Annotated in this window: 10 protein-coding genes; 4 read left to right on the top strand and 6 right to left on the bottom strand. The window is 67.3% G+C overall.

Going from position 1 to position 12,851, the window contains the following annotated elements; all coding sequences use genetic code 11:
- Positions 1–57: 57 nt before the first annotated feature.
- Positions 58–684: an HAD-IA family hydrolase gene (locus tag RZR99_RS27040; RefSeq protein ID WP_323122863.1), complete on the bottom strand. Its 627-nt coding sequence runs from the start codon at positions 682–684 to the stop codon at positions 58–60.
- Between RZR99_RS27040 and RZR99_RS27035 the strand changes: the two genes are divergently transcribed.
- Positions 644–988, top strand: a complete 345-nt coding sequence (locus RZR99_RS27035; protein ID WP_323122866.1) for a hypothetical protein — start codon at positions 644–646, stop codon at positions 986–988. The genes RZR99_RS27040 and RZR99_RS27035 overlap by 41 nt on opposite strands.
- 163 nt (positions 989–1,151) lie before the next feature.
- Here the strand turns inward: RZR99_RS27035 and RZR99_RS27030 are convergent, their stop codons facing one another.
- From RZR99_RS27030 to RZR99_RS27020, 3 genes are all read right to left on the bottom strand, one after another.
- Complete coding sequence (locus RZR99_RS27030; RefSeq protein WP_323122850.1) at positions 1,152–1,817, bottom strand: glutathione S-transferase family protein; 666 nt, start codon at positions 1,815–1,817, stop codon at positions 1,152–1,154.
- 484 nt (positions 1,818–2,301) lie between these two features.
- Positions 2,302–2,676 carry a COG4315 family predicted lipoprotein gene (locus tag RZR99_RS27025; protein ID WP_323122849.1) on the bottom strand — a complete coding sequence of 125 codons (375 nt, stop codon included), beginning with the start codon at positions 2,674–2,676 and terminating at the stop codon, positions 2,302–2,304.
- Between the two features lie 290 nt (positions 2,677–2,966).
- Positions 2,967–3,764 (bottom strand): helix-turn-helix transcriptional regulator, encoded by a 798-nt coding sequence (locus RZR99_RS27020; RefSeq protein ID WP_323122848.1) that lies wholly within the window; start codon positions 3,762–3,764, stop codon positions 2,967–2,969.
- Positions 3,765–3,886: 122 nt separating this feature from the next.
- Between RZR99_RS27020 and RZR99_RS27015 the strand changes: the two genes are divergently transcribed.
- Complete coding sequence (locus RZR99_RS27015; RefSeq protein ID WP_323122847.1) at positions 3,887–5,293, top strand: APC family permease; 1,407 nt, start codon at positions 3,887–3,889, stop codon at positions 5,291–5,293.
- Positions 5,294–5,310: 17 nt separating this feature from the next.
- A complete protein-coding gene (locus RZR99_RS27010; RefSeq protein WP_323122846.1) occupies positions 5,311–6,408 on the top strand; it encodes a DmpA family aminopeptidase in 1,098 nt (365 codons plus the stop codon).
- 108 nt (positions 6,409–6,516) lie between these two features.
- Here RZR99_RS27010 and plcR read toward each other — a convergent pair whose 3' ends face one another.
- Together plcR and RZR99_RS27000 are read right to left on the bottom strand one after the other, a co-directional pair.
- Positions 6,517–7,140 (bottom strand): phospholipase C accessory protein PlcR, encoded by a 624-nt coding sequence (gene plcR / locus RZR99_RS27005; RefSeq protein WP_323122845.1) that lies wholly within the window; start codon positions 7,138–7,140, stop codon positions 6,517–6,519.
- 11 nt (positions 7,141–7,151) lie between these two features.
- On the bottom strand, positions 7,152–9,296 hold the full coding sequence (locus RZR99_RS27000) for a phosphocholine-specific phospholipase C (protein ID WP_323122844.1): 2,145 nt from the start codon (positions 9,294–9,296) through the stop codon (positions 7,152–7,154).
- A 731-nt stretch (positions 9,297–10,027) separates the two neighbouring features.
- Between RZR99_RS27000 and RZR99_RS26995 the strand changes: the two genes are divergently transcribed.
- The gene (locus RZR99_RS26995; protein ID WP_323122843.1) at positions 10,028–12,577 is read left to right on the top strand and encodes a GH92 family glycosyl hydrolase; all 2,550 of its coding nucleotides are present in this window, start codon (positions 10,028–10,030) and stop codon (positions 12,575–12,577) included.
- Positions 12,578–12,851 lie beyond the last annotated feature (274 nt).

The raw sequence follows: 12,851 nt of genomic DNA, 5'->3' as shown, positions 1-12,851 counted from the left end.
GCCGCGAGCCTCCTTCCGTTGCGTTGCCGGACACGGACACGCGGATCTCGGCCCGTTTCAACGCATGGGCCCGCCGTTCCATCGAGCGGCAAACCCGGCGAGATCGATCAGGTTATCGCCGGCGCCGTCTGCCGAAACGCCCCACTCCTCTGCCGGCGTGCCCGCTCGATTGACCCAGAAAACCGGATAGCCGAATCTCTTTGCCCCGGCCACATCCCAGCCGCCGAACGCCGCGAACAGAATGCGGCGGCGATCGATCCCGAACCCATCCACGCCCATCCGGTACGCGCGTGGGTCGGGCTTGAATGCACGCACGCGATCCGTGCTCGGATGCGGCTCGAAGCGTCCTTCGAGCCGCGAATTCGCGATCCACGCGTCCAGCATCCTCATTGTCGGATTGGCGAGAATGGCGAGACGAAGGCCCTGCCGCTTCATGTCCGTGAGCGCGGGAAACGCATCGGGCCACGCCTTGACGCCGAGCCATGCCTGCATCAGGCCATCGCTTTTTTCCGACGTCAGGTCGAGCGCCTCGGGGTGCATTACAATCCTGAAAGCGAATGAGCTTGCCTGATGGGGCGTTGCGCCTCGCGCGCGCGAGGCGGGTCTGCCGGTCAGGCTGAATGTAACGAGATGGAGGTGGGAAATGAAGGAGGCTGTACAGCGCGTTCTGCTAAGTATGGGCATCTGTCTGTTCGCGACTTCGGCATTTAGCGAACCCCCCAGCGTGACCGACGGATGCATGAACGGCACGAAGTGCGCCACGAAGGACTTTGACCTGGAGTCCGCCGTGGCGGCACAGAATGCCAACATAAAATCGGCATCGAAAGTCGACGGTAGATCAAGTGCAACGGTTCCCGCATGGTCGAGCGCATTTGACACCCATTCTGTTCCGGGCGGAACGTCCGTCGACAAATGGCGCGCAGAGATCGATCGACGTGACCAACCTCGCAGCGCCGGCCTGCCGATGCAGCCGGTTACTCAACGTTGAACGCGCGCGGTCCGCGAACGCACGCCGAGAGGCATGGTTCGTGGGCCGCTTGCGATCGATGCGCAGCCGAAACGCGGCGCCCGACATAGCGGGCATGCAGCGCGCGCAGCGCTCGGCGAGATCCGACAACGAAGTCGCGTGCCAACCTGACCCGCAACCCTCATCAACCGGCCGACTGCCGCGCGGTGAAAACCGCCAGCTGCGCGTCGAAAGCCCGCTTGTACGCGGGCCGCGCTTCGCCGCGGGCGACATAGGCGGAGAGGTTCGGATAGTCGTCCAGCAGCCCCGATACTTTCAATCTGAGCAACACCGCGATCATCATCAGGTCGCCCGCGCTGAACGCGCCATCCAGCCAATCGGCGTCGCCGAGGCGATCGGACAACTCGCCCAGACGGACGCGGATGCGGCTCTCGACGAGCGGCAGGCGCTCTTCGTACCAGGGCTTGTCGCGCTCCAGGAACTTAGTGACCTGGAGATCGAGGATCGGCGCCTCGACCGTATTGACCGCGGCAAACATCCAGGTGATCGCGCGCGCCCTGGCATTCGCATCGTCAGGCAGCAGGCCCGCATGGCGCTCCGCGATATGGAGCACGATCGCTCCCGACTCGAATAGCGCGAGCGCGCCTTCCTCATAGGTCGGAAGCTGCCCGAAGGGATGAAGCGCCCGATGCGCGGGCGCCTTCATTGCGCTGAAGGAAAGGAGACGCACCTCGTAGGGTTGGCCTGTTTCTTCAAGCGCCCAGCGAACCCGCATGTCACGCGCGAGCCCCTTGCCGCGATCGGGCGATTGTTCAAAGGCGGTGATGACGGGGAGCAGTGGAGGGGGCATGCGGGTTCTCCTGGGTCGGATGTCTCATCGCGTGCCGGATACACCATTCCGCGCACACTGGCTCGACGTTCGAAGTCGGGTTGGATCGACATCCATGAACGGCTTTTTCTTCGAATATCGGCTTCGTATTCAATCGGATTGCCCGGTTGCGGACCTTCATGGCGGGCAGGCCCAGGCCGGGGAGCGACATCCGCGGCAATCCGCGAAGCACCCCCGGGCGGGCACGGGAAAGGTCGCGTCCGGGGCGCGGGGCCGGCACCTGGGCCGCGCGCGTCGATCCGCGGGCATGGCCGGATCGCTGTACCGCAAGCCGGGCGGGACCGCGCAAGCGGTTCCACACGCGTGAACGGGCCTCGATGCTACGAAGCGGGCCATGACGAGCATGGGCCGGCTTCCAAACCGCGAGCCCCCGGGCCGAGAGACCGGCGCCGAAGTCAGCCGCTCGCCGCCCGGACCGGCGGCGAGCAGGTAGCCACCGTACCGCTCACTCCTTGACGGCGTGCCACACGTCCTTGAAGCCGTCGCCCTTCGCGTCGCCCTTCGCCATGTCCTTCTGGAAGAAGTACAGCGGCTTGCCCTTGTACGCCCATTGCTGCGAGCCGTCATCGCGCTTGATGATCGTGTAGTCGCCCATCGGGTGATCGGTCGCGCTGGCCTTGTAAGGCGGCCAGTAGGTTTCGCACGGGCCGTTGCAGGCGCTCTTGCCGGCATTCGCCGGATCCTTGTCGAACGTGTAGAGCGTCATGCCGTTGGCCGCGACGAGCGCGCCGCCGCTCGACATCGCGGGCATGTCGTCGGCGTGGGCGGCGAGCGACGCGAGTCCGAACAGGACGGCGGCTGCGGCGTAAGCAATCTTCATGGTGTTGTCTCCAGACTTCCGGGTGAATGGGATGACGCCGACGCGGGGAAGGCGGGGCGGGCAGCGTCGTCAGGAAGACGACCGTGCATCCCGTTTATTCCCCGTGGGGCGCACTTTTTTTCGTGCGGCCGCAGCGGCGTCCGGAACCAGCCGGCGCTGCGGCCCGCTGGCGGACGCGCAGCGGGCTATTGCGCCGCATCAATCCGCGCGGCGCGCCGTGCAACCGTTCAACCATAGGCGGTTTCTTCGTCGGAGGAAAGGGGGACAGCGCGGCGCGCGAGGCGCCCCGCTCATCGGACGTCCTGTCCGAGCGCCTGCAGGAACAGCGAGAAGAGTTCCGGCTGCGACGAAATGCCGAGCTTCGAATACAGATGCCGCCGATGGACCTTGACGGTTTCCGGCGAGATCGCCAGCCGGTCGGCGATCGCCTTCGACGAATTGCCGCGCAGCACGAGCCGCGCGATCGCCATTTCGCGTTCCGACAGCAGCTCGGCGCCGAAGCTCGCGAGCGCGCGTTCGACCCGCAGCGCGACGTCGCTCTCGCCGCCGGCGCGCGCGGCGTCGCCTTGATGCTTCCAGTGCTGGCGGATCGTCGCGAGCAGCCACGGCGCGCAGGTGGCGAGCCGGCCCAGCGCGTCGACATCGAAGCGCTCGCGCGCGCCGAGCGACAGCGACAGCAACGCGTCCGGCTGCGTGCGCACGATGATCTGCAATTCGTCCTCGCCGACCGCGTCGCGGAAGTAACTGAGGAAATACTCGCTCTGCCGGAACAGGTCGGGCGCGACTTCCTCGAGCCGGTAGCAGCCGTCCGCGATGCCGTCGTGCGCCGCCTGCAGGAACGGATCGAGCAGGTACAGGCCGTTCAGATACAGCGGCACGGGCGACGGCGCATCGGTGCCGCCCAGGTCGTACTCGTCGAGCACGACGGGCACGCCGTCGCGGCCGATCGCGGTCGCGAGCGCGTTGTCGAACGGAATCATTTCGTTGAGCAGCAGAACCAGGTGTCGCCAGAAGCGAGGCTGACCGAGCTGGTCGATCGCCCGGCCGAGCGCCTGGTGCATCGCCACTTCTCTGAACAGGTGCTGCATGCGTGTCCCGGATTGGCGTAACCCCAAGGGGGAATAGCGGCGCGCAAATTGGCTTCCTAGACTGCGCGCAGTTGGTGGTCCGAGTATGGGCTTTCAAAAATCCCGCAGCAAAGGAGAACAAGATGGCGATGATGTCGGAGTCTTCCGGCGCGGTGCAGACCGCGCCCGCCGAACCGGGCGCGCCCAGCGCGCTAAGCCGGTCGCTGAGCGTGCGCGACGTGGTGATGATCACCGTGTCGGGGGTGACGCCGGCCAGCTCGATCTTCGTGATCGCGCCGTTCGCGATCCAGCAGGCGGGCAGCGGCGCGGTGCTGTCGTTCGTGATGGGCGGGCTGCTCGCGTTCGCGTTCGCGCTCTGCTACGCGGAGCTGAGCGCCGCGCATCGAAGCGCGGGCGGCGAGTACGTGATGGCGAAGCGCGTGTTCGGCCGGCTGCCGGGCTACCTGACCTTCGTCGCGGTGCTGTCGGTCAGCGTGTTCATTCCGGCGGTGCTGGCGGCGGGCGCGGCGCCGTACCTGAACAACGCGCTCGGCACGCAGTTCAGCAACCAGTCGGTCGCGCTCGCGATCGTGCTGCTCAGCTACGCGCTCGGCATCCTGAACATCAAGACCAATGCGTGGATCACCGGCGCGTTCCTCGTGATCGAGATCGTCGTGCTCGCGCTGATCGCCTGCCTCGGCTTCGCGTCGCCGCATCGCGGGTTCGACGCGCTGCTGCACCCGGTGGTCGCGAACGGCGCGCTGCTGATACCCGCGACGGCCGCCGCGATCATGCCGGCCGTCGGCACCGCGATCTTCTGCTACAACGGCTTCGGGTCGGCGGCATACCTCGCCGAGGATCTCGACGGCGGCAACCGCAACGTCGCGAAGGCCGTGATCTATTCGCTCCTCGTGATCCTGCTCGTCGAGCTGATTCCGCTGACCGCGATCGTGCTCGGCGCGCCGTCGTTCATCGAGCTGAGCAAGAGCGCGGACCCGATCGGCTACGTGGTGCGCGAACTCAGCAACCCGACCGTGTCGCGGGTCGTGAGCGGCGGCATCTTCCTGTCGGTGTTCAACGCGATCATCGCGATCGTCATCATGGTCGGGCGGCTGCTGTACAGCAGCGGCCGCCATGCGCTGTGGGCACGCCCGTGCAATCATGCGTTCACGCGCATCCATCCGCGCTTCGCGTCGCCGTGGCTCGCGACGCTCACGCTCGCGATTCCGTCCACCTTCCTGATTTTCGTGTCGAGCCTCGACGAGCTGACCGCGTTCACCGTCGACCTGCTGCTGCTGATCTATCTCGCGGTGGGACTCGCGGCGCTCGCGAGCCGCCTGGTACGGCGCGACGTCGAACATCACTACCGGATGCCGCTGTGGCCGCTGCCGCCGCTCGTCGCGATCGCGGGCGCGGGCTACACGCTCTACACGACGATCGCCGCGGCCGCGAAGCCGACCGATCTCTACATCATCGCCGGCCTGCTGGTGTTCGCGCTGTTCATGTATGCGGGCTGGGCGCGCCATAGCAACACGTTTCGAGAACTTTGAACGACGAGGAATCAAGCATGCGTACACGGGATCTGGGTATCCGCATCGGCCGGGGCACGCCGGGCCGCTTCAACGCCATCACCGACGTCGCCGGCGTGCGGGTCGGCCATCACACGCTGGATCTCGACGCGGGCGACGCGTCGGTGCACACCGGCGTGACGGTGATCGAGCCGCGCGCGGGGGCGGCGCACGACGAGCCGTGCTTCGCCGGCGTGCACGTGCTGAACGGCAACGGCGACGCGACCGGGCTCGAATGGATTCGCGAAGCGGGGCTGCTGACCACGCCCATCGCCTATACGAACACGCACAGCGTCGGCGTGGTGCGCGATGCGCTGGTGGCGGCCGAGCGCGACCGCGCGCGCGGCCGGCTCTACTGGTGCATGCCGGTCGTGATGGAGACGTTCGACGGCATGCTGAACGACATCTGGGGGCAGCACGTGACGGCCGGCCACGTGCGCAGCGCGCTGTCGGCCGCGCGCTCGGGGCCGGTGGACGAAGGCTGCGTCGGCGGCGGCGCGGGGATGATCTGCCACGAGTTCAAGGGCGGCATCGGCTCGGCGTCGCGCGTGCTGGCCGAGCGGGAAGGCGGCTGGACCGTCGGTGCGCTGGTGCAGGCCAACTACGGCCGCCGCGAAGCGCTGCGGGTGGCCGGTTATCCGGTCGGCGAGGCGCTGGCCGACCTGCCTTCGCCGTTTCGCGAGCCGGAGGCCGTCGGCGAGCCGGGGATGGGATCGATCGTCGTCACGCTCGCGACGGACGCGCCGCTGCTGCCGCATCAATGCCGGCGGCTCGCCCAGCGCGCGAGCGTCGGGCTGTCGCGCGTCGGCGGCGGCACGGAGGATTCGAGCGGCGACATCTTCCTTGCGTTCGCCACAGGCAATCGCGGGCTGCCCGCCGCGGACTACGGCCGGCCCGGTACCCCGACCACCGCCGTGCAGATGGTCAACAACGACCACATCTCCGCGCTGTTCGTCGCGGCCGCGGAAGCGGTCGAGGAGGCGATCGTCAACGTGCTGGTCGCGGCAACCGATCTGGAGGCGCGCGGCGCGCGGGCCGAGGCGATCGGCGGCGCGCGGCTGGTCGCGGCGATGCGGGAAGTGGGGTGGCGGGGGTAAGGCCGCCGCATCGTCCGGCGAGGGGCGCGCAGGCGGCGGAGCGTGCCCGGCCACGGCCTTTCGGGCGGGAAACCGGCGCGCAGCAGCAGCCGCCGCGCGCCGCGCGTGTCAGTGCCCGTTACTCGTCGCATCGTCTCCGTAGATGCGCTTGCGCAGCGCTCCGAGGCGCAGTTCGAGCACCGGACGCTGCTGCTCGCGATCGGGGATCGCCGCCGTGACCTCGGCGATGATCCGGCGGCTTTGCGCCGCGTACTCCTGATCCTGCCGTTCGCGGGCGGGCGATGCCGCGCGCGCCGGCATCGCGAGATCGCGCAGCTGCTCGCGCAGCGCGTCGCTGCGGGCGGCGCGTTGCGCCGGATCGGGTTCCGCGTCGGACCACAGCAGATCCGCGAGACCGGCCGCGCCGTGCGGGTCGATCCTGCCCGCCTGCGCGTCGCGCCGCAACTGATCGATCAGGTGCCGCGCACCGTCCTGCCGCGCGGCGGCGCTCATCGTATCGCGCTGCGCCGCGAAGGCTTCGAGCTGCGCGCGGAAATCCGCCGGCGGCGTGGTGGGGGCATTGAGCATCGAGGACTCCTGTCGGGATGGGGATGGGGCCGGGTCGAGCGCGGTGTTGCCGGCCGGCGGGGCCGCGCCCCCCGGCGCGGGTCGAGCGGCGAGCAGCACGGCCGAGATCGCGACGACCGCGAGCGCGGCGGCCGACGCGCCCCACAGCATCTGTTGCCTGTTCATGACGGACTCCTTCACTGGATGCGGCTGAACAGCGGATCGGTGACGCTGGCGCGGCCGGTCTCGACGTGTCCCGCCAGCGTGCGCAGATAGCCGGTTTCGGCGTCGGTCGTCACGCCGAAGTCGTACCAGCCGCCGCTGCCCGACAGATCCCACAGCTGCTCGACGCTCGCGCCCGCCGCGATGCTGCCCGAGCGGGCGGCGGCGCCGTAGCCGCGGTCCGAGACCGTCACGTTGCGCGTCGCCGCGCCGGCGTTGCGCACGCGCACGACGAGATTGCCGTCCGCGCGATAGCCCGCCGTGACTTCGAGCGCCGCGCCGCCGCCCGCGACCGCGCCCTGGAAGCCGCGCTGAAAGCCGTTCGGACCGGACACGGTGAAATCGTAGCGCCCCTGGGTGTCGCGAGCGGGCGACCATTGATCGCTCAGCACACGGCCGCTCTGGATCGTGTAGAAACGCGGGCCGTCCGTGCCCAGCGCGTTGTCGACATGGAACACGGCGGCCGAGGCGCCTGCGTCGTTGCCGGGTACCGCCTTGCCGCTGTTCGAGAACGTGAGGCTGAAGGTGCCGGCGCGCGCGTCGATCGCCGCCTCGGCGAACAACTCGTACGGCACCGGCCGCAGCTTGCGCTGACCGGGTTCCTGCACGGGCAGCGGCGCGTTCTGCGCCGGGTAATCGGACGGATAGCCGGGCTTCGACAGGTAGTACTGAACCCAGTACGCGTTGTCGAGCTGGGCCTTGGTCGCGGTCAGGTTCAGCAGCCCGGCCGGCACGTCGCGATCGGCGGTGCCCGCGAAGTCGAATGCGGACGTCAGATCGCCGCATACCGCGCGCCGCCACGGCGTGATGTTGGTTTCGTACACGCCGGGGTATTGATCGACGAAACGCTTCTCGATGAAGCGGATCACCGACGTGTGATCGAAGACCTCGGAGCAGGTCCAGCCGCCGGCCGACCACGGCGACACGGCGATCAGCGGCACCCGCGTGCCGAGTCCGATCGGCAGGCCGGAATTTTTCTCGATCTCGCCATTGGGGCTGACCGTCGACAGTCCCTTGCCGGGCTTCCAGGGCGGCACCGGCGCCGTGACGTGATCGTAGAAGCCGTCGCCTTCGTCGTAGCAGAGGATGAAGACGGTCTTTGCCCAGACGGACGGGTTCGACGTCAGCGCGTCGAGGATCCGCGACACGAACTCCTCGCCGAACGACGGCCCCCACCACGGATGCTCGGACGACGAGAACGGCGGAACGATCCACGACACCTGCGGCAGGCGGTCGGCGAGCACGTCGTCGCGCAGCGACGAGATGCCCCGTGCCGTCATGCCGCGCTGATACAGCGGCGAACGGGTGGAGGCGGCCTTGAACTGCGAGAACCACGCGAGCGCGTTGCAATCGAAATTGTTGGTGTTGTCGATCCGGTAGCGGCTCGACAGGAAATTCCACACGTCGTTGTACGACCCGACACCGCCTTCCTGATAAATCCGCCAGTCGATGCCCGCCTGTTGCAGCCGCTCGGGAAAGGTCGTCCACGACACCGACGCCTTCTTGTCGCCCATGAAATTGCTGGTGGCCACCTCGCTGCCGTCGGCCTTCGGCGACGCGGTGCCCGTCATCAGATACAAGCGGTTCGGGTTGGTCGGCCCCATCATCGACTGGTGATACGCGTCGCAGATCGTGAAGGCCTGCGCGAGCGGATAGTAGTAGGGCAGATCGGTGCGCTTGAAATAACCCATCGCTTCCGGCCACTGGACCGCCATCCAGCGGTCGTTGCGGCCTTCGTTCCACAGCGAGTGGAACGGATCCCAGTCGTGATATTCGGACGTCATCCACTGCGCCCAGGTCTTCGAGGTGTCCAGGTGCCAGGGTACGTAATCCCTGCCCTTGTAGTTCTGATACCAGATCGGTTGACCGTCGGGGCGCTTCACCGCGCGCGGATCGTTGAAGCCGCGCACGCCGGGAAAGGTGCCGAAGTAATGATCGAACGAGCGGTTTTCCTGCATCAGCACGACGATGTGCTGGACGTCCTGCAGCGTGCCGGTCACGCGAGCGGGTTCGATCGCGAGCGCGCGGCGGATGCTCGCGGGCAGCGCACCGGCCAGCGTGGCCGCGCCGGCCGCCTGGCCCGCGCGAGTCAGGAAGCTGCGTCTGTCGAGACGGGTCATCTGAATTCACTCCTGGTTGTCGTTGTTCCGGACTGGGGATGGCCGCACGGCCGTGGACGGCGGTGGCCGGACCGCGTGGCGCGACCCGGCGAGCCGGATCAGGGTGGTGCTTGGACAGGAAAGACGCGATGGACGACGAATGGCGCATGGCGCCGCGACCCGATGCCGATTGGCTGCATCGGTGAAATGCATCGTAGACCCGCCGATTTCACGGATTTTTCCGATGACGACGGAAATGAGCCTTGGAACGACATTGGCAATGCGCGGAAAATAATCGATTGAATCGCGCGGCAATTATCGAGTGAGGGGTTTGTATATTTTTGTATGCGCCGACTGGCGTGGGTACCGGTTTCATTGCGTAGAGCCAAGCCTGTCAAGGATTCGATGGCACCTTTGTACGCCCGCGATATGACCCGTCAATGAAAATCGGCGATATCCGTCGGATTAAATGTATCGCTCTACTTATAAAATTTCGGTTTTAACTAAACCAGCTAAACATGTGTCGGCGCCGATTATTTTCACGGAATCGGATGACAGCATTGCCGACGTCGTCGTATATTGAAAAAAACAGTGGTAAATCAATTGTTTATCTGGTTTTCATAAACGGACGGCCGCCTGCGCGAATCGCCGTGTCGAGCGTTGCCGGCTCGGCCGGCGACGCGCAGCGCAGGCGGGCGAGCCGTCGAGCGTACCGGCATGACCGGCGAGACAGGCACAGGAGGGAGGGGACGATGATACGAAGAGGAATGACGCTGACGAGCGCCCTGGCGGCGCTTTGCGTGGGGCTGGCATCGTGCGGCGGCGATTCGCTGTCGACGACCGTCGTGCCGTCCGCGACGGCAGGCGGCGCGAGCGGCAGTACGTCGAGTAGCGTGTCGACGCCGACCGGCAATTCGACAACGACCGCGACGGCAGGCGGCGCGAACGGCGGCACGTCGAGTAGCGTCTCGACATCGACCGGCAATGCGCAGCCGACCGCCGCGCCCGACACCGCGGCATCGGCCCCCGCACGCCCCGAAAAGAATGCCGACGTGTCCGTCGCGCGCTACGTGAACCCGCTGATCGGCACCGACTACGCGACGCTCGCGCCCGCCGATCCGGTCGGCTCGGGCCTGGGCGGCGGCACGTTTCCGGGCCCGACGCTGCCGTTCGGCATGATGCAGTGGAGCCCGATGACGCCCACGGCGCAATACGACGGCTCGGTCGGCGACGGCTCCGGATTTTCCGGCGGCTACTGGTACGGCGACAAGGCGATCAAGGGGTTCAGCGTCCTGCATTTGAGCGGAACCGGCTGCTGGGCGAACGGCGGCTACCTGAACGTGATGCCGAAACTGAGCACCGGCGCGAGCAGCCAGACCGGCTTCAGCCATAGCCAGGAAACGGCGCAGGCGGGCTACTACGGCGTCACGCTGCAAAACGGCATCAAGGCGGAATTCACGGCGACCGCGCGCACCGGCTTCGCGCGCTTCACCTACCCGGCGCTCGCGGCCGGCCAGCAGGCGACGATCGCGCTCGATCCGACCGTCCTCAACAACCGCGCGCAAGGCACGACGGCCGACACGATCCGGCAGGTGGGCGACCGCGCGCTGTCCGGCCGGATCGCGGGCGGCGGCTTCTGCTGGGCGGGGCAGGCGGTACCGGTCTACTACTACGCGGTGTTCAGCAAGCCGTTCGCCGCGCCGCTCAAGCTGAAGAACAATCAGCCGGTCGCGGCGACGTTCGCGGCGGACGCGGCGAATCCGGCCGTGCTGATGAAACTCGGCATCTCGTTCGTCAGCGAGGCCAACGCGAAGGCGAACCTCGATGCGGAAAATCCCGACGCCGCCGCGAACGGCGCATCCCACTGGGACTTCGACGGCACGCGTCAGGCCGCGTCCGCCGCGTGGGACGCGCGCTTGAACAGCATTCAGGTGACGGGCGGCAGCGAGGCGGACAAGACCAAGTTCTACACCGCGCTCTATCACGCGTCGCTGCATCCGAACGTGTTCAACGACGTCAACGGCCAGTATCCGGATTTCTTCACGTCGAGCCAGACGCCGCCGACCCGCACCGTGGATACGGGCCGCACGATGTACGCGAATTTCTCCGGCTGGGATATCGACCGCTCGTTCATGCAGCTGCAGGCGCTGCTCGACCCGGTCCGCGCCGGCGACATGGTGCAGTCGCTCGTGAAAGACGGCGCGACCTGCGGCGCGCTGCCGCGCTGGGCCTACTTCAACACCGAGACCGGCGTGATGCCGGGCGACGCCGGATCGCTGATCGTCGCGAACGCGTACGCGTTCGGCGTGCGCAACTTCGATACGGCCACCGCGCTGTCGATCATGAAGCGCAGCACGAAGCCGGGTGCGAATTGCGCGGGGTCGCCGACCATGGGCAGCCGCGCCGATTTCGACGCGCTCGGCTACGTGCCGTCGTCCGGCACGTCGGACGACAATCAGAGTGCATCGAACACGCTCGAATACGCGCTGCGCGACTTCGCGGTGTCGCGCTTCGCGGCCGCGCTCGGCGATACGCAGACCGCCTCCGCGCGGCTCGCGTCGAGCGGCAACTGGAAGAACCTGTTCCACGACGGCTCGATCCAGCCGAAGACGGCGGCCGGCGCGTGGTACACGAGCGGCCCGGGTTTCATGGAGGGCAACGCGGAGCAATACACGTGGTACGTGTTGCAGAACCTCGGCGGGCTGTACGCGAAGATCGGCTCGAATGCGTCGATCGTCGCGCGGCTCGATACGTTCTTCACGAACGTCAACATCGGCACCGAGAAGCCGTATTTCTACGCGGGCAACGAAGTGACCTTCGCGATCCCGTGGGCCTATGCGTGGGCCGGCGCGCCGAGCCACACGCAAAAGGCGCTGCATACCACGCTGGGCACCGCGTTCGACGCGGGGCCGGGCGGCTTGCCCGGCAACGACGACCTGGGCGCGGTGTCCGCGTGGTACGTGTGGAGCGCGCTCGGTCTCTACCCGGTCGTGCCCGGCGTGGGCGGCCTCGCGGTATCGAGTCCGCAGTTCGAGAAGATCGACGTGCGGGTGGGGCAGGCCGACGGCAGCTACCGGCTGCTGCACATCACCGCGCCGGGCACGGGGTCCGCCGACAGCGCGTCGTTCTACGTGAAGTCGCTGCGAGTGGGCGACGCGGCATACCTGTCCGCGTGGCTGCCGTTCTCGACGATCAGCGCGGGCGGCACGCTCGGCTTCGAGATGACGGGCGACCCGGCGTCGAGCACCTGGGGCACCGATGCGTCGACGATGCCGTCGTTTGCCGATACGCCCGCGCGCTAGCGGCGGCGCGATCGATCTTCGCGTGAAGGCGGGCGCGGCGTGGCGGCCGCGCCGGTTGCATGGGTTCGTCGAGCGGCGCGCGTCCCGGCCGGAAGATTCGTGTCGGCTGCTTGCGCGCTTGACTCGCCGTCCGATGGAAATGCGTGAAAATCCCGCGATCGATCCATATGACGGGATGGCGCAATGACGATAGTCGACAGGAAATAATTTCTGAATCCGCATCCCTGTACTTATTAAATTTACCGATTTTCAATCGAACCGAGAGCAATGAAAT

Source organism: Burkholderia alba, assembly GCF_034721475.1.
In the GTDB taxonomy this organism is placed as follows: domain Bacteria; phylum Pseudomonadota; class Gammaproteobacteria; order Burkholderiales; family Burkholderiaceae; genus Burkholderia; species Burkholderia alba.
This window is presented reverse-complemented; position numbering and strand designations above follow the sequence as displayed.